This window comes from Streptomyces sp. NPDC094032 (assembly GCF_040303965.1).
Classification (GTDB): Bacteria; Actinomycetota; Actinomycetes; order Streptomycetales; family Streptomycetaceae; genus Streptomyces.
Genome location: NZ_JBEOUE010000001.1, coordinates 344,874 through 363,193, shown reverse-complemented (window position 1 = coordinate 363,193; position 18,320 = coordinate 344,874). Strand labels below are relative to the sequence as shown.

At 74.6% G+C, this 18,320-nt stretch carries 18 protein-coding genes; 6 read left to right on the top strand and 12 right to left on the bottom strand.

Features of this window, described 5'->3' with window-relative positions:
• Positions 1-95: 95 nt before the first annotated feature.
• Complete coding sequence (locus ABTZ54_RS01410; protein WP_351655446.1) at positions 96-680, bottom strand: Type-2Aa cytolytic delta-endotoxin; 585 nt, start codon at positions 678-680, stop codon at positions 96-98.
• Between the two features lie 96 nt (positions 681-776).
• Here ABTZ54_RS01410 and ABTZ54_RS01405 point away from each other — a divergent pair, with 96 nt between their 5' ends.
• The 6 genes from ABTZ54_RS01405 to ABTZ54_RS01380 all read left to right on the top strand — a co-directional run bounded on the left by ABTZ54_RS01405 (position 777) and on the right by ABTZ54_RS01380 (position 6,878).
• Positions 777-1,871, top strand: a complete 1,095-nt coding sequence (locus tag ABTZ54_RS01405; protein ID WP_351655443.1) for a sulfite oxidase — start codon at positions 777-779, stop codon at positions 1,869-1,871.
• An 11-nt stretch (positions 1,872-1,882) separates the two neighbouring features.
• Positions 1,883-3,232 carry an MBL fold metallo-hydrolase gene (locus ABTZ54_RS01400; protein ID WP_351655441.1) on the top strand — a complete coding sequence of 450 codons (1,350 nt, stop codon included), beginning with the start codon at positions 1,883-1,885 and terminating at the stop codon, positions 3,230-3,232.
• A gap of 155 nt (positions 3,233-3,387) precedes the next feature.
• Entirely contained in the window at positions 3,388-4,545 is a 1,158-nt protein-coding gene (locus ABTZ54_RS01395; protein WP_351655438.1) for a YncE family protein, read from the top strand.
• A 61-nt stretch (positions 4,546-4,606) separates the two neighbouring features.
• Positions 4,607-5,101, top strand: a complete 495-nt coding sequence (locus ABTZ54_RS01390) for a nucleotide triphosphate diphosphatase NUDT15 (RefSeq protein WP_351655435.1) — start codon at positions 4,607-4,609, stop codon at positions 5,099-5,101.
• Between the two features lie 32 nt (positions 5,102-5,133).
• Complete coding sequence (locus ABTZ54_RS01385; protein WP_351655432.1) at positions 5,134-5,988, top strand: DUF6585 family protein; 855 nt, start codon at positions 5,134-5,136, stop codon at positions 5,986-5,988.
• A 92-nt stretch (positions 5,989-6,080) separates the two neighbouring features.
• A complete protein-coding gene (locus tag ABTZ54_RS01380; RefSeq protein ID WP_351655429.1) occupies positions 6,081-6,878 on the top strand; it encodes a VOC family protein in 798 nt (265 codons plus the stop codon).
• A gap of 69 nt (positions 6,879-6,947) precedes the next feature.
• Here ABTZ54_RS01380 and ABTZ54_RS01375 read toward each other — a convergent pair whose 3' ends face one another.
• The 11 genes from ABTZ54_RS01375 to ABTZ54_RS01325 form a co-directional block, all read right to left on the bottom strand.
• Complete coding sequence (locus ABTZ54_RS01375; RefSeq protein ID WP_351656391.1) at positions 6,948-8,486, bottom strand: hypothetical protein; 1,539 nt, start codon at positions 8,484-8,486, stop codon at positions 6,948-6,950.
• Positions 8,487-8,670: 184 nt separating this feature from the next.
• Entirely contained in the window at positions 8,671-8,865 is a 195-nt protein-coding gene (locus ABTZ54_RS01370; RefSeq protein WP_351655427.1) for a hypothetical protein, read from the bottom strand.
• 141 nt (positions 8,866-9,006) lie between these two features.
• Entirely contained in the window at positions 9,007-9,657 is a 651-nt protein-coding gene (locus ABTZ54_RS01365; RefSeq protein WP_351655424.1) for a hypothetical protein, read from the bottom strand.
• On the bottom strand, positions 9,654-10,337 hold the full coding sequence (locus ABTZ54_RS01360) for an ABC transporter ATP-binding protein (RefSeq protein ID WP_351655421.1): 684 nt from the start codon (positions 10,335-10,337) through the stop codon (positions 9,654-9,656). Before ABTZ54_RS01360 ends, ABTZ54_RS01365 begins: the two co-directional genes overlap by 4 nt.
• Entirely contained in the window at positions 10,330-11,325 is a 996-nt protein-coding gene (locus ABTZ54_RS01355; RefSeq protein ID WP_351656388.1) for an ABC transporter ATP-binding protein, read from the bottom strand. Before ABTZ54_RS01355 ends, ABTZ54_RS01360 begins: the two co-directional genes overlap by 8 nt.
• An 11-nt stretch (positions 11,326-11,336) precedes the next feature.
• Complete coding sequence (locus ABTZ54_RS01350; RefSeq protein WP_351655418.1) at positions 11,337-12,221, bottom strand: ABC transporter permease; 885 nt, start codon at positions 12,219-12,221, stop codon at positions 11,337-11,339.
• Positions 12,214-13,206 carry an ABC transporter permease gene (locus ABTZ54_RS01345; protein WP_351655415.1) on the bottom strand — a complete coding sequence of 331 codons (993 nt, stop codon included), beginning with the start codon at positions 13,204-13,206 and terminating at the stop codon, positions 12,214-12,216. The genes ABTZ54_RS01350 and ABTZ54_RS01345 overlap by 8 nt, the downstream gene beginning before the upstream one ends.
• On the bottom strand, positions 13,203-14,810 hold the full coding sequence (locus ABTZ54_RS01340; RefSeq protein ID WP_351655412.1) for an ABC transporter substrate-binding protein: 1,608 nt from the start codon (positions 14,808-14,810) through the stop codon (positions 13,203-13,205). Before ABTZ54_RS01340 ends, ABTZ54_RS01345 begins: the two co-directional genes overlap by 4 nt.
• 99 nt (positions 14,811-14,909) lie before the next feature.
• Entirely contained in the window at positions 14,910-16,124 is a 1,215-nt protein-coding gene (locus ABTZ54_RS01335) for an acyl-CoA dehydrogenase family protein (RefSeq protein ID WP_351655409.1), read from the bottom strand.
• Complete coding sequence (locus ABTZ54_RS01330; protein WP_351655406.1) at positions 16,121-17,314, bottom strand: acyl-CoA dehydrogenase family protein; 1,194 nt, start codon at positions 17,312-17,314, stop codon at positions 16,121-16,123. The genes ABTZ54_RS01335 and ABTZ54_RS01330 overlap by 4 nt, the downstream gene beginning before the upstream one ends.
• Positions 17,311-18,279, bottom strand: a complete 969-nt coding sequence (locus ABTZ54_RS01325) for an NADPH:quinone oxidoreductase family protein (protein WP_351655403.1) — start codon at positions 18,277-18,279, stop codon at positions 17,311-17,313. Before ABTZ54_RS01325 ends, ABTZ54_RS01330 begins: the two co-directional genes overlap by 4 nt.
• Positions 18,280-18,320 lie beyond the last annotated feature (41 nt).

The window sequence follows — 18,320 nt, the reverse complement described above, 5'->3', positions numbered from 1 at the left end:
TCGCCGTGCGGCGACGCTACCGCCCGGTACCCGCGGAGGGCCATGGCCCGGGACGGCGGGCCGAGGCGTGGTGCGGGAGGGTCAGGCGGTAAGGGTCAGGCGGCGAGGGTCCGCGCGAGGTCCTGGCGCAGGACGATCGCGTTCAGGCGGATCGCGAACGGGACGGCGTCGGTCATCTCCAGGGCGCCGACGGCCGCCTTGCCGAGACCGATGGTGACGTCGATGCAGAAGGCGATGGCGTACATGTGGTCACCGGTCTCCTCGTCCTGGAGGGCGAAGAACAGGTCCCGGTAGTAGCGGGTGCGGTCGGCGCCCTCCTCGTAGTACGCGAGTCCCGGCAGACCCTCCTGGGCGGCGAGGCCCGTGAAGGCGTCGACGAGTTCGCGTTCGACGGTGTCCCAGAAGGACGCCTGCGCCGACTCGGGCGGCAGCGCCTGGCGGACGGCCTCCTTGAGGGAGAGCACCATGACCAGGACGGGGGCGTGCTCCTGGAGTCCCCAGCCGCGCACCATCCTCACGATGGTGCTGTCGGGGATCGCGGCGGCCGCGTCGCGGATGTGGTCGAAGTCGTAGTTGACGGTGGCGGGGGCGATGGCCTCCTGGAAAGCGTGTCCGAGGGCCTGCGCCTGGTCGAGGTGGGCGGGGCCCACCTCGATGACGGTCTTGAAGCTGGCGGCCAAGAGTCCTCCTTGAACAATCTGTTGATCGAGCGGCGTCAGTATGACCCAGCGCCGGGCGGGTGGCCCAGGAGGGTCCGGGCGTAGCCTGGAAGGACCATGTGCCCCTCCGTGATCCCGCGCGGGCCGGGCGCCACCGCATGGGCACCGGAGACGGTGACCACCGACCCGTACAACGCCGAGACGCCGTCGGCCGCCCTGACCGAACCGGTCACCCCCGCCGGCGCCCTCTTCGTCCGCGACCACTTCGGGGTCCCGCGCCTCACCCCCGCCGGCTGGCGGCTGCGGATCGACGGGGCGGTACACGGCCCCTTCGCCCTCGGCTACGAGGAGCTGCTCGTCCTCCCGCACACGGAGCTGGACGTGGTCCTGGAGTGCGCGGGCAACGGGCGCGCCCTGATGACGCCCCTCCCGCCGGGACTGCCGTGGGGGCAGCGGGCGGTCGGCTGCGCGCGGTTCGCGGGCGTGCCGTTCCGGCTGCTCGCGGAGCGGGCCGGGGTCGACGCCGAGGCCGTCGAGTTCGTCTTCACCGGGGCGGACTCGGGGAGCGTGCGCGGGCGCCGGACGCCCTTCGCCCGCAGTCTGCCGCTCGCCGTCGCCCTCCACCCCGGCACCCTCCTCGCCACCCGCCTGGACGGCGCCCCGCTCAGCCCCGAGCACGGGGCGCCGGTGCGCCTGGTCGTCCCCGGCCGGTTCGCCGTGGCGGACGTGAAGTGGCTGGTCGAGGCGCGGGCGGTGACCGAGCCCTTCAGCGGGGTGTTCCAGACCGAGGAGTACGTGTACGTGGACGCGGACGGCGGCGCCGAGGGGCCGGTCGCCGGGCTGCGGGTCAAGTCGCTGATCACCGCGCCCGAGCCGGACGAGGACCTGCGGCGCGGCCGGGAGACGCTGGTGCGGGGCCGGGCCTGGTCCGGCGACGGGGTGGCGGTGCGGCGGGTCGAGGTGCGGACCACGCACGAGGACGACCCGGCGGGGCCGTCGGCGCGCTGGCGGGACGCGGAACTGACGGCGCCCTCCGGGCCGTACGCGTGGACCGGCTGGTCCTGCCGCTGGACGCCGCGCTCCCCCGGCCGCTACCGGGTGCTCGCGCGGGCGACCGACGCGGACGGCGCGGTCCAGCCGGAGCGGGCGCCGTGGAACGCCCGGGGCTACGGCTGCAATCCGGTGGCCTCGGTCGACGTGGTCGTGGTCTGAAGGGGGCACGCGTGCACCGGATCGAGATCGTCACCACCGCGTCGCTCGGCGACAGCAGCTATCTCCTGGTCAGCGGCGACGAGGCCGCCCTGGTGGACCCGCAGCGCGACAGCTGGGCGCTGGTCGAGTCCTGCGCCGGGCGGGGCGTGCGCATCCGCTACGTCCTGGAGACCCATGTCCACAACGACTACGTCTCCGGGGCCCTTGAGGTGCGCGCGGCGACCGGCGCCGTCGTGGCGGGCCCGGCCCGCGCCCCGTGCGCCTTCGGCCATCTGCCGCTCGCCGAGGACGACGAGCTCGCGGTCGGCGACGTGACCGTGCGGGCGATGGAGACCCCGGGGCACACGGCCGAGCACACCGCCTACCTGGTCCTCGACCCGGACGACGGGCCGCCGTCCGCCGTCTTCACCGGTGGCAGCCTGCTCGTCGGCGGCGCGGGCCGCACCGATCTGTCGGGGGCGGCGCGCACCGAGGAGCTGGCCCGCGCCCAGTACCGCTCGTTGCGGCGCCTGTCGCTGCTGCCGGACGCCACCCGGGTGCTGCCGACGCACGGCGCGGGCAGCTCCTGCGCGGCCGGACCCGTGCGGGGCGGCGGGGAGCGGACGACGACGGTCGGGGCGGAACGGCGCGGCAACCCGGCGCTCGTGCCGCCCGACGAGGAGCGGTACGTCGCCGAGCGGGCCACGGGTCTGCCGCCGTACCCGGCCTACTACCGCCACATGGCGCCGATCAACCGCTCCGGGCCCCCGGTCCTCGGCGGGCCGCCGGTGCCCCGCCCGCTCTCCCCCGCGGCGGTCGCCGGTCTGGCCGGCGACGGCGCGCAGGTCGTGGACGCCCGCGACCGCCGGTCCTTCGCGGCGGGACATCTGCCGGGCGCGCTCTGCGAGGAGCTGGACGAACGCTTCGCGAGCCTGGTCGCGGAGGTGGTGCCGTTCGGGACGCGGCTGGTACTGGTCCTTCCCGAACCGGCGGCCGAGGCGGCCGAGGAGGCGCTGGTCCAGCTGCTGCGGATCGGGTACGAGCAGGTGGCCGGTGTGCTCGCGGGCGGGGTCGACGCGTGGCGGATCGCGGGACGGCCGCTGCGCTCCTTCCCCACGGCGGACGCGTCCGAGCTGGCCGCCCGGCTCACCGAGGTCCGGGTCCTCGACGTGCGGCCGGAGCGGCCCGAGGGCGGGATCCCGGGCACGCTCTTCGTCCCGCTGCCCGAACTTCCGCGCCGGGTCGGCGAGTTGCCGCGCGACCGGGAGATCTGGACGGTCTGCGGGAGCGGCCGCCGGGCGACGATCGCGGCGAGCCTGCTGGACCGGGCGGGCCTGGCGGTCCGGGCGGTGACTAGTGGCGGGGTGCGGGACCTTCGGTGACCAGTGGCGGGGGGTGCGGGACCTTCGGACCGGGCCGGGTCAGCCGATCGGATGACCCGAAGGGGCGGGGGACGGCCGGAGCATGGAGTACGGGCGGCCCCGCCGCCCAGCGCACCGCCACCGCCCCGCCCCGCCCCGCCCCAGGAGTCCCGCCGATGAACCGTCACCGCGCCCTCGCCGGACTGGCCGCCGCCGTCGCCCTGCTGGCGGGCTGCGCCCAGGGCGGTGCGGAGGGCGGCGCCATGGGCGGCACCGGAGCCGCCCGGGCCACCCCGCCACCGTCCCCGGCCTCCCCCTCCCCCGTTCCCCCTCCGGCGTCCGCCTCCCCTGCCGCGCCCACCCCGGCGGGCACGCTGCTCGTCACGGACTTCGGCGCGGACACGGTCACCTTCGTCGACCCGGAGCGCGGCCCGGTCGCCTCGGTGCGGGTCGGCACCGCGCCGTACGGGCTCGCGGTGGGCGCCGACGGCCGGGCGTGGGTGGCCACGGCCGAGGGCGTGGCCGTCGTGGACACGGCCGCCCGCACCCGCCTCGCGCTCGTCCCGTACCGGACGGCGACGGGCCCCGTGACCACCGGCGAGTACCGGGGCGGCGGCATGGGCATCGCGCTGTCGCCCGACGGACGCCGGGTGTACGTGGGTGTCAACGTGCCCGGCGGGAACGGCACCCTGGAGGTGCTGGACACGGCGGCCCTGAAGGTCACGGAGACCGTGCCGGTCGGGCGGCGCCCCTTCGACGTGGACGTGGCGCGCGACGGCTCGGAGGTGTACGCGACGAACCACGACTCCTTCGACGTGACCGTGGTCCGCGCCGACACCCTGCGCCCGCGCCGTATCGAAGTGGCCCCGTACGGCACGGAGGGCGGCCTCGGCTCCTGGCTGAAGCCGCACTACGCGGCCGTGCGCCCCTCGGACGGGCGGCTGCTGCTGCCCTTCGAGGGCGAGCGGCTCGTCGTCCTCGACCCGCGCACCGGCCGTTCCGAGGTCCTGCCGATGACCGCGAACACGCATCAGCACGGCGTCACGGTCACCCCCGACGGCACCCTCCTCGCCGTCGGCACGGGCCCCATCGACCCGGCCTCCGACCGTGGCCCGTCCCTCACCGTCCGCTCCCCCGGCGGCGCCGAGCGCGTCTACCCGCTGGACGGCCCGCACGAGGACGTCACGGTCTCCGCCGACGGGCGCACCGCCTACGTCACCGGCGGCTTCACCCGCGACGGCTTCTGGGACGGCCTGACGGTCGTCGACCTCACCGACGGCTCCACCCACCGCCTCCCGGCGGGCTCGCGGCCCCTGGGCGTCGCGGTGCTGTGACCGCTGTCGGTGCGGTGGTGTTGGCTGGGAAGCGCAACGAGCCCCGTTCCGAGGAGAGTCCATGCCGGCCGCCCACCGCAACACCCAGCCCCCGCCCGCGCAGGCCTCCCTCGGCGCGGGCGTGGTGGTGACCGACGCCACCGGACGGGTGCTGCTCGGTCTGCACCGCTCCGGCGTGTGGGAGCTCCCCGGCGGCAAGGTCGAGCCGGGCGAGTCGATCGAGCAGGCGGCGGTGCGCGAGCTGGCCGAGGAGACCACGCTGGTGGCGGACGAGGCGGACGCCCGGGTCGTCGGGCTGATCCTGGACACCCAGACCTCCGCCGCGCTCACCCGGATGACCGCCGCGACGATCGTCCACGCCCACACCGGCACTCCGGCCGTCGCCGAGCCGGACAGGATCGAGCGCTGGGAGTGGACCGACCCCGGCGAGTTGCCTGCGGAGCTGTTCGTCCCCTCGGCCCAGGTGCTGAAGCTGTGGCGTCCCGAACTGCCGCTCCCGGACGGGCCGTTCCACCGCTACGCCGTCGAGCGTCTGGCACCCCGGGGGCGCCCCTGACATCATGCCGAGGAGGGGGAGGGGGGTGCGCTGTGGCGACGGGCGACCGGGTGACGGTGCCACCGCCGGGCGAGGAGGCCACGCGGAGCGCGCGGGCGGCCGGGCTCGGGGTGTATCTGCGGGGGTTTCGGGCGCACCACTCCGAGGGCGAGCGGCGCCGGGGCGTGCCGCCCTCCGCGCTGCTGCTCCTCGCGGTCGCGGCCCTCTGGCTCCCGGTGCTGGCCACGCGGCTGGTCGGGGTCTGGGCCGGGGTCGTGCTCCTCGCGCTGCCGTTCGGGCTGCTCGGGCGGCAGGTGTGGCGGTACGGCAGGGTGCCGAGCGCGTCGCTGCGGCCCGACGAGTACGTGTATCTGTACGAGCGGGGGCTGCTCTGTCCGGGCGCGGACGGGGGTGCGCGGGCGGTGCCCTGGGCCTCGGTGACGGCGATGCACCAGGACGTGACCCGTACGTACGTCCACGGGGGCTACGCGGGGACCCGCTACGCCTACCGGCTGTCGGCCGGCGGGCGCCGGGCCGTGACGGTGGACGGCTTCGTCAACGAGGAGACGGTGCCGAAGCCGAGCGACTCGCAGATCCGCGAGCTGGCCCAGATCGTCCTGGACGAGACGGTGCGCCGTGCGCTGCCGGCGGCGGTGACGGTCCTGGAGGAGGGCGGGAGCGTGGCCTTCGGGGAGGTGTCGCTGGACGGGCGGGGCATCACGCTGCCGTCGGGGACGTCCCCGTGGGAGCGGGTGCGGTGGTGCGAGCTGCGCGGGGACGGCCTGGTGGTGGTGCGGACGGCCGGCGGCGGCCGGTGGGCGCGGGAGTCGAAGGAGATCCCGGACTTCCCGGTCTTCTGGACGCTGGTCAAGGAGCTGTCGCCCACCACCCGCGAGCACCGCCGGTGACACGCCCGGTCACCCTGCGTCACCAGGCGGGCCGGGGCGGACGTGGTTAGCGTGGCCGTAGACACGCACATCGATCGGAAGAAGGTCCCGTCATGGCCTCACGCACGGAAGGCACGCCGGTCTGGACCGACGCGATGTTCGCGGACGTCGAGGGCGCCAAGTCGTTCTACGGCGACGTGCTCGGCTGGACCTTCGGCGAGTCCGCCTCGGAGTTCGGGAACTACACCCAGGCCTACCGGGGCGGCAAGGCGGTCGCGGCGGTCGTCCCGCCGATGCCCGGCCAGGACGGCGAGCCGCAGTCGGCCTGGTGTCTCTACTTCGCGTCGCCGGACGTGGAGACCACGGCGGAGAAGATCAAGGCGGCGGGCGGCACGCTGGTGATGGAGCCGATGCGGGTGGGCACCTTCGGCTCGATGTGCCTGGCGCAGGACCCGGCGGGCGTCGTCTTCGGCGTCTGGCAGGCCGGCGACCACGAGGGCTTCGAGGTCGAGGGCGAGTCGGGCAGCTATGTGTGGGCGGAGGTCTTCACCCGTGAGCCGGCGAAGTCCGACGCCTTCTTCACCGAGGTCTTCGACTTCGGCTCGAAGAAGATCAAGGACGAGCACATGGACTACCGGGTCTTCGACCTGGGCGCCGATCCCGTCCTGGGCCGGATGGTGATGAGCGCGGAGGACTTCCCGGCCGAGATCCCCTCGTACATCCAGATCTACTTCGCCGTCGACAACTGCGACAAGGCCGTGGAGTCGGCCGAGCGGGCCGGCGGGCGGAAGGTGTTCGGGCCGATGGACAGCCCCTTCGGGCGGTTCGCGGCCATCGTGGACCCGCAGGGCGCCGCGTTCGCGGTGATCGACGTGAAGACCACGGTCGGCGAGATGCCCGAGATGGAATGAGCCCCACCACCGGACGGGAGTGCCCGGGACCCCTGGAGGTCCCGGGCACCCGTGTGTCGGCGGGGGCCGTCAGGCGCCGTCGCGGACGGCGACGATGCCGTTGAAGACGCCGACGTACGCGGTGCCGTCGGGGCCGATGGTGATCGGCGCCCAGTTGTTGTCGTAGGCGGGTCCGGTGCCGGTCAGCCGGGACCAGGCCCGCTTGCCGGTGCGGAAGTCGACGGCGGTCAGGTACCAGGCGTCGATGCCGAGGACGTTGGGCCGCTTCTCGTAGAAGTAGAGCAGGCCGTTGGCGGTGGACAGCTTGGGCACGGTGGAGGGCGAGCGGACGTCGCTCTCCCAGACGGTGTCGCAGCCGCTGCCGTCGGCGCGGACGTCGACGCGGGTGGCGCCGCCGACGACGCTGCGGCCGAAGGTCAGCGAAGTGATGTTCTCGTAGCCGTAGTTGTTCTCGACGACGAGGCTGTTGCCCCAGCTGATCAGCGAGTTGTCGGTGGTGGAGGCGCCGGAGCCGAAGACGGGGACCTTGCAGACGAGGCGGTCGGCCTCGGCGACGTCGGTGCCGCGCCGGTAGACCAGGATGTTCATCCGGTCGTCGGCGTTGTCGGTGATGGCGACGTACTTCGCGCCGTTCTGGCCGAAGAGGTCGGGGGTGGTGCCCGAACCCTGGTTCACGGAGCCGGGCTTGGTGCCGGTGCCCCGGTCGTAGGTCTGGCGCCACTGGACGCGCGGGGTGCCGTCGGCGTCGGCGCGGAAGCTGTAGAGCGCGTGGTCGGTGACGATGGAGACGCCGTCCTCGGCGACGGAGAAGGAGTTCTGGATCTCCTCGCCGTCCAGCCGGATCGCGCGCAGGGCGCCGGTGGCGGGGTCGACGGTGCCGACGCGGCCGAGCCGGGTCACCCACCAGATCCGCCCGTCCCAGTCGGGCATCACGGAGGTGACGGGGTCGCACACGCCGCTGGGGAAGAGATTGGTCCAGCTGACGCAGTCGTGCGGGACGAGCGAGGTCAGGTCCCAGTCGTTGTCGACGAAGAACTCCCAGGCGCCGTCGGCCTTCTGACGGTGCGCCAGCCTCAGGATGTGCTGGCGCGAGTCGGCCAGGACGACCCGGTCGCGGTCGTCGAGGTAGAAGTAGGCGCCGCCGGAGGTGTCCTTGAAGATCTTCTCGAAGTCGAGCCGGGTGATGGCCTCGACGGTGGAGGAGCGCTGCGGCAGCTGGTACTCGGCGAGGGTGGCCAGGCTGCGCGGGTCGAGCAGCTTGAGCAGGAAGCCGTTGAAGGTGCCGCAGACGGTGACGAGCCGGCCGCCCGCGTCGAAGGTGACGGTGGCGCACTCGCCGCCGAGCGCGGCGATCTTCTCGCTGCTGACCTTCGGGTCGCGGCCGAGCGGCCCGGAGAAGGGGTGGGTGCCGCTGCCTGCGGCGTCGGCGTGCATGCCGCTGCGCCCGTTGGGGGCGAGGTACGGGTGCTGGGGCGGGGCCTCGGCCGGGACGGGCCGGGCGGTGACGGGCGCCCCCTCGTAGGAGGCGACGAGCCGGTGCCCGGGGGCGAGCGGTATCTCGTCGGCGAGGGCGACGGGCGTGGCGAGGGCGAGCGCGGTCGCGCTCATGGCGGCGATCAGCGCGAGTGCGCGGGCTCGCCGACCGGGGGGTCGGGTGGTCAATGCGGCTCCTCGGGTGCGTGCGGACAAGGTCGCGCCGCCGCGACGCTAAGCCCGAGGGATTGAGATGTACATGGAAACACGGGTCGCTTCACGCGCACTTCACGATCAAGAAACGATCCGGCGGACGCGGTCAGGGCCGGAGGCTGGACACCACCTCGGCGGTGGCGGCGACCCCGTTCTGGATGGAGGGCGCCATGCTCGTGCTGGCCAGGAAGAAGCCGAGCAGCGCGCAGACCAGCGCGTGGGAGAACTTCAGGCCCCCGCTGCGCAGGAAGATCACGGCGAGCACCGCCAGGAGCACCAGTACGGATACGGAAACGGCCATCGCGCAACCTCCTCTCGCCGCACCGGATTGCGGCGTTCGGCCGACAGTGTGGCGGAACGGGCGATCCGGACGGCGGTATGGCGGCGCGCCCATACGGGTGGTCTTCCGGAGCGGGCCGTTCCTCAGGGAACGGGCCGTCCCTCAGCTCCTGGCCCAGACCTCGGCGATGCTCGGGTGGCGCACGGCCTCCAGCTCCTCGTCGGCCAGGAGCGCGGCGATCAGCTCGGCGCTGCCGAAGACCTCGGTGGCGCACAGGTCCCAGTCGGTCAGCACGAACCAGGACCCGTCCACCGCCCACCAGGTGGCGGGGAACTGGCACCGTCCGTCGGTGTCCGGGTCCCAGCAGTGGGCGTGATGGGCGGGCGCGTCGGCGAGCCGGCCGGCGCGGGCCGGGAGGGGCGTGCCGAGCTCCTCGATCGGCGCCTGGGCCGCGTAGCACGGGGTGTCGGGACCGTCGGCGCCGTGCCGGGCGAGCAGGGTGACGAGCCGCGCCAGGCACTCCCGGTCGATCTCCCCGTCCGAGGGGCCCTCGTGCTCGTCCCGCCCCTCGATGCCCTGGAACAGGAGGTACGAGGGGGTCAGCGGCCACTCCGCGAGGCTTCGCCCGGCGCCCGCCAGGACCTCGCGCCAGCGCAGCCGCCGGTCGCCGGAGCGGATCGTGTGCAGCACCCAGCAGCGGTCCGCGTACCCGTCCCGTGGCTCATGGCCGAGGACGGCGTCCGGCGCCTCCAGGACGGGGCGCAGCCCGCCGAGGGGGTGGGAGCCGGGCAGCGGGGTCCAGGGGCTGGTCATGCCGCATTCTCCCCCGGGGCTCCGGCGGCCAGGCAGTCGGCCCACTCCACCGTGCGGTCGCACCAGCGCTCCAGGAGCACCCGGTCGTGCCCGACGGCCAGCAGGCCCGCGCCGGTCTCCGCCCGGTAGGCCTCCACCGCGCCGACCAGGGCGGCGGTCGTCGAGGCGTCGAGCATCGCGGTCATCTCGTCGCAGATCAGCCAGCGGGGCCGCAGCACCAGGGCGCGGGCCAGGCAGGCGCGCTGCAACTGCCCGTCGCTGACCTCGTGCGGGCGGCGCTCAAGGAGGTCGCCGGTGAGCCCGACGGAGGGGGTGAGGGCGGCGAGGCGCTCGGGGATCAGGGCGCGCCGGCCGGTGGCGCGCAGCGGCTCGGCGATCAGGTCGGCGAGCCGCAGCCGTGGGTCGGCGGAGAGGCGGGGCTGCTGGAAGACGACGCCGATCGAGGTGCGCAGCGCGCGCGGGGCGCGGTGCCGCCAGGCCCGTATCTCGGTGCCGTCGAGGCGGACCCGCCCGGCGTCGGGGCGGTGAAGCAGGGCGGCGACCCGGGCCAGGGTGGACTTGCCGCAGCCGCTGGGGCCGAGCAGGCCGACGGCCTCGCCGGGGGCGACGGTGAGCGTGGCGTCCCGGAAGGCGGGCGCGCGGCGCTCGTATCCGGCGGTGACGCCCTGGAGTTCAAGCATCCTCGGCTCCCCACGGGTGGTGGCAGGCGGTGCCCGCCAGGAGGTCCGGCCGGACGGCGCAGGCGGCGTCGGCGCGGGCGCAGCGCGGGGCGAAGGCGCAGCCCTCCGGCAGGTCGGACAGCTCGGGCGGCAGTCCGGGGATCGGGGTGAACTCCCGCTCCGGGAGCGCGTCGAGCAGGCCCCTGGCGTACGGATGGCGGGGGCCGGGGGTGCCGAAGAAGCGGGCGGCGGAGGTGAGTTCGACGATCCGTCCGGCGTACATGACGGCGACCCGGTCGGCGACCCGCCGGGCCGCCGCCAGGTCGTGGGTGATGAGCAGCAGGGCCTTGCCCTCGTCGGCGTGGCGGCGCAGCTCGTCGGCGGTGCGGTCGACGAGTTCCCGGTCGAGTCCGGTGGTGGGCTCGTCGGCGAGCAGCAGCGGGGCGTCGCCGATCAGGGCGAGGGCGGTGGCCGCGCGCTGGGCGAGGCCGCCGGAGAGCTCGTGGGGGTAGCGGTCGAGGTGGCCGGCGGGGAACGCGGCCCGTTCGGCGGCGGCCTCGGCGACGGCCCGCCGGCCGCGCCGGGGGGTGTCGGTGAGGGCCCGGACGGTCTCCTCCAGGTGGGCCCGTACGGTGCGCACCGGGGTGAGGTGGGCGGCGGGGCTCTGGGGGACGAGGCCGACGCGCCGTCCCCGTACGGTGCGGGCGAGGGTGCGTTCGTCGGCGGCGAGCAGGTCGGTGCCGTCGAGGTGGGCGCTGCCTTCGGTCTCGGCGTTGCCGGGGAGGAGGCCGAGGAGGGCGGAGGCGAGGACGGACTTGCCGCAGCCGCTCTCGCCGACCAGCGCGAGGCACTCCCCCGCCGCCAGGTCGAAGTCGGCGCCGGTGACGGCGGCGACGCTCCGTCCGCCGCGCAGCCGGAAGCGTACGGTCAGGCCCCGGACGCTGAGGACGGCGTCCCCGGCCCGCTCGGCGGTGACGGCGGCGAGGGCGCGGGCGATCTGCGGATCCACGGCGTTCCCGGTCACAGGGACAGCTCCGATCGGCGGCGCGGGTTGAGCCGGTCGCGCCAGATCCCGGCGAGTCCGGCGATGGCGAGGGTCGGCACGATCAGCAGCAGCCCGGGGAAGAGCGTCGGCCACCAGGCTCCGGCGAGCAGCGAGGAGCGCGCGGTCTGGACGAGGTTGCCGAGGCTGGCCTGGTGGCTGGGCAGGCCGAGGCCGAGGAAGGAGAGCGCCGACTCGTGCCACATGGCGTGCGGCACCATGAGGACGGCGGCGAGCCCGGCCTGCGGCAGGACGGCGGGCAGCAGGTGCCGGACGCCGACCCGCCATCGCGAGGCGCCGCCCGAGATCGCGGCGTCCACGAAGGGCCGGGAGCGCAGCGAGAGGACCTCGGAGCGCACGATCCGGGCGGTGGAGAGCCAGTGGGTGAGCGCCACGGAGACGATCACGGGCCAGACCCCGGGCCGGAACATGGCCACGATGAAGATGCCGAGCAGCAGGTGCGGCACGGAGGAGAAGGCATCGACGATCCGCATCGTGAAGCGGTCGAAGCGGCCGCCGAGAGCGCCCGCGGCGGCGCCGACGGCCGTCCCGATGACGGTGGCGACGAGGGCGGCGACCAGGCCGACGAGGAGCGAGATCCGCAGGCCGTAGACGCAGCGCAGGAGCAGGTCCCGGCCGAGGTCGTCGGTGCCGAAGGGATGCTCCCAGGACGGCGGCAGCAGCTTGCTGCCGAGGTCGACGGCCTGTTCGTCGAGCTGGACCAGGGGCGGGACAAGCAGGACGGCGAGGACGACGGCGCCGGTGACGAGGGCGGAGCTCCACAGCCGCGCGCGCCGGGTGCGGTCGGCGGGGGCGCCCCTGCGCGGGCGGGCGCTTCGGCGGGTGAGGGTCGTGTCAGCCATCGAATCCCACCCGGGGGTCGGCGAGCCCGTACAGCAGGTCGGAGAGCAGGTTGCCGAGCAGCACGGCCGCGGTGGCGAGCACGGTGAGCGCGGCGAGCAGCGGGAAGTCGACGGAGACGGCGGCCTGCACGGTGGCGGCGGCGATACCGGGCCAGCTGAAGACGGTCTCGACGAGGAGGGCGCCGGTGATGAGCTCGGGCACCCGGGAGCCGATGAGGGTGAGCATGGGGAGCATCCCGGAGCGCAGGGCGTGGCCGGTGAGGACGGTGCGCTCGGAGAGGCCGCGGGCGCGGGCGCCGCGCACCGGGTCCTCCTCAAGCGCGTCGCCGACGCCCTGTCTCACGTACAGGAAGAACCACGGCAGTTGGGAGACGCCGAGGACGAGGGCGGGCAGCACGAGGTGGGTGGCGACCTGGCCGGCGGTGACGGTGTCGCTGCCGGTGTCGGTGAGTCCGCCGGCGGGCAGCGCGCCGAGCCGCAGCGCGAAGAACCAGATGGCGAGCAGACCGAGCCAGAAGGCGGGGGCGGCTTCCAGGGTGTACGCGGCGGAGCTCACCGCCCGGTCGAGGAGGCCGCCGCGGCGGCGTCCGGCGAGGACGCCGAGGAACGTGCCGAGGGTGACGGCGACAAGGAAGGCGGTGGCGGCGAGCAGCACGGACCAGCCGACGCGTTCGGCGATGACGTCGGCGACGGGCTGGCGCATGACGCCGGAGTCGCCGAGGTCGCCGGTGACAGCGCCGCCGAGCCAGTCCCACCAGCGGGTGAGCAGGGGCCGGTCGACGCCGAGGTTGGCGCGCAGCTGGTCCAGGTTCTCCTGGGAGGCGGTGAGTCCGGCGGTCCCGGCGTAGGCCTTGACGGGGTCGAAGGGGGAGGCCTCGGCGACGGCGAAGACCGCGAGGGTGACGCCGAGGAGGACCGGGACGGCGGCCAGGGCGCGCCGTCCCGTCATCCGGGCCATGGCCCCCCAGGGGAGGCGGCGGCTCACGGCTTCGGCTTCCAGCTCTCGACGTTCCACCAGGGGCCGGAGGCGAGGCCGTGGTCGTGCGGCTCGACCTGGGTGCTCAGGCCGGTGGACGTGCTGTCCCAGCGGTCGTTCACCACGTACAGGTGGTCGATGTGGGTGAGGAAGGTGTAGCCGGGGTTCTTGACCAGTTCGCGCTGGACGGTGTCGTACGCGGCGCGGCGCTGGGCCGGGTCGTTGGTGCGGCGGCCGTCCTCCAGGGCGCGGTCGACGGTCTTGTTGTCGTACCAGGCCATGTTGTTGAAGCCGTCGCCCGCGAGGGAGGACTTCAGCAGCAGGTACTGGTCGAAGTCGGGGTCGCCGGGCGAGCCGCCGCCGGCCAGGACGGCGTCGGTCTTCATCCGGGGCTCGATGACCTCCCAGGTGCCGGCCTGGGCTTTGATCTCGATGCCGGCCTTCTTGGCGTCGGAGGCGTAGGCGAGGGCGTGGTCCTGGCGCAGCTTGTCGCCGGAGAGGTACCAGAGCGGGAAGGAGGCGCGGACGCCGTCGCGGACCCGGACACCGTCGGGGCCGGGCTTCCAGCCGGCCTCGTCGAGGATCTTCTGGGCGCCCGCGAGGTCGTGGCGGCGCTCGGTGCCCTTCGTGAACCAGGGGCTGTCGGTGGGGACGGGCCCGTAGGCGGGCTTCCCGGCGCCTTCGAGGATCTTGTCGACCATGGCCTCGCGGTCCACGGCGATGTCGAGGGCGCGGCGGACGGCGGTGTCGCCGGTGACCTTGTGGTGGGTGGGCAGGGTGACCGTGCGGTAGTCGTAGGTCTTCGCCGCGTAGGTCTTCTTCGCCTTGTCCTTCGCGAAGCCGGTGGCGAGGGCGGGCGGCAGGATGGCGCCGTCGAGGTCGCCTGCGCGCAGCCGGGTGGCGCGGACGTCGTCGTCCTTGATGACCGCCATGGTGAACTTCTTCACGGCGGGCTCCCCGCCCCAGTAGCCGGGGTTGGCCTTGAAGGTGAGCTTCTCGCCCTTGGACCAGCCGGTGAGGAGGTACGGCCCGGTGCCGATCGGCCGCGTGGTGAAGGAGCCGGTGTTGACGTCCTGGCGGCCCGCGACGTGCTCGGGGGCGATGGCGAGGACGGTGCGCTCGGCGAAGGGCGCGTAGGGGTACTTGAGGGTGAACACGACGCTGTCGTCACCGACGGCCCGGACGTCCTTGAGGGCGTCGAGCTCGGTCCGGGAGGCGTTGTTGGTCTTCGGGTCGAGCACCGTGCGGTACGTGAAGACGACGTCCTTCGCGGTGAAGGGCTGCCCGTCGCTGAACTTCACGCCCTTGCGCAGCTGGTACGTGTAGGTGAGGCCGTCGGCGCTGATCTTCGGCAGCGCGGTGGCGAGGGCGGGCCGCAGCTTCATGTCGGCGTCGAAGGCGAGCAGCCCGTCGAAGATCTTGGAGTTGCCGTCCTTGCCGTAGCCGAGGAGCGGGCTGAGCGACTCGGGCTCGTAGGCGATGCCGACGACCGCCGCATCCTTGGGACCGCCGGAGCCCGCGCCGCCGCCAGGGGTCGAGCAGGCCGCCGCGGTGAGGGCCAGGGCTCCGGCCAGCGTCGCGGCGGCCGTGCCGCGTATGGATCGGGCGGTCATGGTGTCCACACCCCTTTTGAAGATCAACTGTTGTTGCGAACGACTCGCAATTAAACAGTAGGTAAAGGGGTGCGGACAAAGAGGGCCCCTTACCGGCCCTTACGCGGGGGCCGGAAGGTCCGCCAGAGCGGCGATCGTGTCCTGGTGGCGGCCGGCCGAACCGAGCGCGACGGCATCGGACTTGGCCCGCTTCAGCGCCAGGTGGGCCGGGTGCTCCCAGGTCATCCCGATGCCGCCGTGCAGCTGGACGCACTCCTCCGCCGCGCGCACCGCCGCCTTCGAGCAGTACGCCTGGGCGACGGCCACGGTCAGCGCGGCGTCCTCGGCGCCGGTCGCGAGCGCGTCCGCCGCGGCCCGCGCCACCGCCCTGGCACCCGCGAGGTCCAGCCAGAGCTGGGCCATCCGGTGCTTCAGCGCCTGGAAGGAGCCGACCGGCCGGTTGAACTGATGCCGGTCCCCGGTGTGCCGCACGGTCTCCTCCAGGCACCACTCGGCGATCCCGAGCTGCTCGGAGGCGAGCAGTCCGGCCCCCGTCAGGAGCCCGTGCCGCACCGCCGCGCGCCTGGCACCGGCGTCGGCGAGCCGGACACCCGTGGCGCCGCCCGGGTCCACGGTGGCGAGCGGCCGGGTGAGGTCGAGCGAGGAGACCGGGGTGACGAGGGCGTCCGAGGCATCGACGGCGTACAGCCCGTCGGCGCGCGGGACGAGGAAGACGTCGGCGGCGAGGGCGTCGGGGACGGCGGGGACGGGGCTGCCGGATGCGTCGGGGTCGGGGCTGCCGGATGCGGCCGGGACGGGGCTGCCGGATGCGGCGGGGACTCCGGGCGCGAGGCTGCCGGATCCGGCGGCGGCCCCGACCGGGCCGGCGGCGCCCTCGCCCGTCACGGGCCCCGCCCCCGCCGGACGCCCGTCCGGGGCCGTGGAGAGCGGGACGGCCAGGACGGCGACGCGTTCGCCGGCCGCCAGCGCGCCGAGGAGGTCCGCGGCGGGGCCCGTCTCCGTGCCGAGGGCCAGCAGCGTGGCGGTCGCCACCACCGCGCTCGTCAGGTACGGGGCGGGGGTCACCGCGCGCCCCAGCTCCTCCAGGACCACGGCCGCCTCGCGGGGGCCCGCGCCCTGGCCGCCCAGCTTCTCGGGCACGAGCAGTCCGGCGGCGCCGATGCCGCCCGCGAGGGCCGCCCAGAGGCCCGGCGGGTACGGGTCCGGGGTCTCGATCCGGGCGAGCACGGTCCGCGCGTCCGCCCGGTCCGCGAGCAGGGAGCGGACGGCGGCGCGCAGGTCGTCCTCGGTCCCGGAGTACAGCAGATCGCTCATCGCGCGAGGTCCTTCCAGGCGACGTCCTTGTCATCACGGGGCTCGGCGGGCAGCCCGAGGACCCGCTCGGCGACGATGTTGAGCAGCACCTCGCTCGTACCGCCCTCGATCGAGTTGCCCTTGGAGCGCAGATAGCGGTAGCCCGCGTCGCGCCCGGTGAAGTCGACGAGCTCGGGCCGGACCATCGCCCAGTCCCCGTACGTCAGGCCCTCGTCGCCCAGGAGTTCCACCTCCAGGCCGCTGATGGCCTGGTTGAGGCGGGCGAAGAGCAGCTTCATCGCGCTGCCCTCGGGCCCCGGCCGGCCCGCGACGAGCTGCTGGCGCAGGCGCTCGCCGGTGAGCCGGGCGACCTCGGCGTCCACCCACAGGTCGAGCAGCCGCCGGTGCAGCTCGTGGGTGCGCAGCTCGGGCCGGGCGCGCCAGGTCGCGGCGGCCTTGCCGATCATGCCGCCCTCGCGGGGGATACGGGCGCCGCCGATGGAGACCCGCTCGTTCATGAGGGTGGTCCGGGCGACCCGCCAGCCGTCCCCGACGTCACCGAGGCGGTGGGCGTCGGGGATGCGCACGTCGGTGAGGAAGACCTCGTTGAACTCGGCCTCGCCGGTGATCTGGCGCAGCGGCCGGACCTCGACGCCCGGGTCGGTCATGTCGCAGACGAAGTAGGTGATGCCGCGGTGCTTGGGCAGCTCCGGGTCGGTGCGGGCGATGAGGATGGCCCAGCGGGCCACATGGGCGCTGGAGGTCCACACCTTCTGCCCGTTGACCACCCAGGAGTCGCCGTCCCGTACGGCACGGGTGCCGAGGGCGGCGAGGTCGGAGCCCGCGCCGGGCTCGCTGAAGAGCTGGCACCAGACCTCGTCGCCGACCCAGAGCGGCTTGAGGAAGCGCTCCTTGACCTCGTCGGAGCCGTGCGCGAGGAGGGTGGGGGCGGCCATGCCGAGGCCGATGCCGATCCGGCGCGGGTCGTTGTCGGGGGCTCCGGCGGCGGCGAGTTGGGCATCGACGACGACCTGGAGGGAGCGCGGGGCGTCGAGTCCGCCGAGGCCGACGGGGTAGTGCACCCAGGCGAGTCCGGCGTCGAAGCGGGCCCGCAGGAAGTCGGTGCGGCCGGTGGTGGCGGGCGGGTGCTCGGCGAGCAGCCGGCGGGTGCGCTCGGCCAGGGCCTCGGCGCCGGGGGGCGTGTCCGTCACGCGCGGGCTCCTTCCGGGAGGACGACGAGGCGCCCGGTGGTGACGCCCTCGGAGACGCGCTGCACGGCGTCGGCGGCGCCGTCGAAGGGGACGCGCTCGCTGACGTACGGCTTGATCAGGCCCTTGGCGGCGAGTGCGGTCAGGGTCTCGTGGCAGCGCAGGACGGCGGCCGGGTCCTTGAGGTTGTAGAGGCCCCAGTGCAGGCCCAGGATCGCGTAGTTCTTGATCAGGGCGTGGTTGAGGGCGGGGGCGGGCACGGTGCCGCTGGCGAAGCCGACGACGACGATCCGGCCCTCGAATGCGACCAGTTTGGCGGACTGCTGGTAGGCGGCGCCGCCGACGGGGTCGTAGATCACGTCGGCGCCCCGGCCTCCGGTGGCCTCCTTGACTGCGCCGACGACGTCCTCGGCGTGCCGGTCGACGACGGTGTCGCAGCCGAGCGCGCGGGCGGCGGCGGCCTTGTCGGCGCCGCCGACGACGCCGATGACGGTGGCGCCCGCGGCCTTGCCGAGCTGGACGGCGGCGCTGCCGACGCCGCCCGCGGCGGCGTGCACGAGCAGCGTCTCGCCCTCCTTCAGGGCGGCCCTGCGGTGCAGGCCGAACCAGCCGGTCTGGTACGCGATGTGGAGGGCGGCGGCCTCGGCGTCGTCCAGGGCCTCGGGGGCCGGCAGCAGGGCGGCGGCGTCGGCGACCGCGTATCCGGCGAGGCCGCCGTACGGGAGGGCGGGGGTGGCGATCACCCGGCGCCCGTCCTCGGTCTCGGCGCAGATCTCCACGCCGGGGGTGAAGGGCAGCGGGGGCCGCACCTGGTACTGGCCGCGGCAGAGCAGCGCGTCGGGGAAGTTGATGCCGGTGGCGAGGACCCTGAGCAGGACCTGACCGTCGCCGGGCACCGGCCGTTCGACCTCGTCCCGCTGCATCACCTCGCCCGGTTCGCCGTTCTCGTGCACTCGCCATGCCTGCATCGGGGGCCTCCAGCAGCCGTCGTCGGTCCTGCGCGGTTCTT

Bases quoted from the DNA above. Each gene is read 5' to 3' on its own strand.
- ABTZ54_RS01405 (WP_351655443.1), top strand. From the start codon at position 777: ATGTGCCCCTCCGTGATCCCGCGCGGGCCGGGCGCCACCGCATGGGCA.
- ABTZ54_RS01395 (WP_351655438.1), top strand. From the start codon at position 3,388: ATGAACCGTCACCGCGCCCTCGCCGGACTGGCCGCCGCCGTCGCCCTG.
- ABTZ54_RS01390 (WP_351655435.1), top strand. From the start codon at position 4,607: ATGCCGGCCGCCCACCGCAACACCCAGCCCCCGCCCGCGCAGGCCTCC.
- ABTZ54_RS01380 (WP_351655429.1), top strand. From the start codon at position 6,081: ATGGCCTCACGCACGGAAGGCACGCCGGTCTGGACCGACGCGATGTTC.
- ABTZ54_RS01375 (WP_351656391.1), bottom strand. From the start codon at position 8,486: ATGAGCGCGACCGCGCTCGCCCTCGCCACGCCCGTCGCCCTCGCCGAC.
- ABTZ54_RS01370 (WP_351655427.1), bottom strand. From the start codon at position 8,865: ATGGCCGTTTCCGTATCCGTACTGGTGCTCCTGGCGGTGCTCGCCGTG.
- ABTZ54_RS01365 (WP_351655424.1), bottom strand. From the start codon at position 9,657: ATGACCAGCCCCTGGACCCCGCTGCCCGGCTCCCACCCCCTCGGCGGG.
- ABTZ54_RS01360 (WP_351655421.1), bottom strand. From the start codon at position 10,337: ATGCTTGAACTCCAGGGCGTCACCGCCGGATACGAGCGCCGCGCGCCC.
- ABTZ54_RS01350 (WP_351655418.1), bottom strand. From the start codon at position 12,221: ATGGCTGACACGACCCTCACCCGCCGAAGCGCCCGCCCGCGCAGGGGC.
- ABTZ54_RS01340 (WP_351655412.1), bottom strand. From the start codon at position 14,810: ATGACCGCCCGATCCATACGCGGCACGGCCGCCGCGACGCTGGCCGGA.
- ABTZ54_RS01335 (WP_351655409.1), bottom strand. From the start codon at position 16,124: ATGAGCGATCTGCTGTACTCCGGGACCGAGGACGACCTGCGCGCCGCC.
- ABTZ54_RS01325 (WP_351655403.1), bottom strand. From the start codon at position 18,279: ATGCAGGCATGGCGAGTGCACGAGAACGGCGAACCGGGCGAGGTGATG.